The sequence below is a fragment of the Blautia sp. DFI.1.216 genome (assembly GCF_020594215.1).
Lineage (GTDB): Bacteria > Bacillota > Clostridia > Lachnospirales > Lachnospiraceae > Blautia_A > Blautia_A wexlerae.
Genome location: NZ_JAJDML010000264.1, coordinates 1 through 225, shown reverse-complemented (window position 1 = coordinate 225; position 225 = coordinate 1). Strand labels below are relative to the sequence as shown.

At 46.2% G+C, this 225-nt stretch carries 1 pseudogene; it reads left to right on the top strand.

From position 1 onward, the window contains the following. Window positions 1–225 (top strand): annotated as a pseudogene (locus tag LJE11_RS21030) (IS200/IS605 family accessory protein TnpB-related protein); the annotation flags it as partial.

Below are 225 nucleotides of genomic sequence, written 5' to 3'. Positions count from 1 at the left end.
AAGAGATGCAGACCGTATCCAGCTATGGCGTAGAATTACGAAAACAGAATATCCCAGTCCGCCAGACACTGGAAATCTACCGGTCTGTGGTCAGTTACCTGACAGAAATATATGAGCAGGTGTGGGAAGAACTGGCAGAGATACCGGATGCCAAAAGGCGGTTTAATGCTGCAGAGCATCTGGTGCATACTACAAAAAAGAATCCTGCACGCTTTGATTTTGATC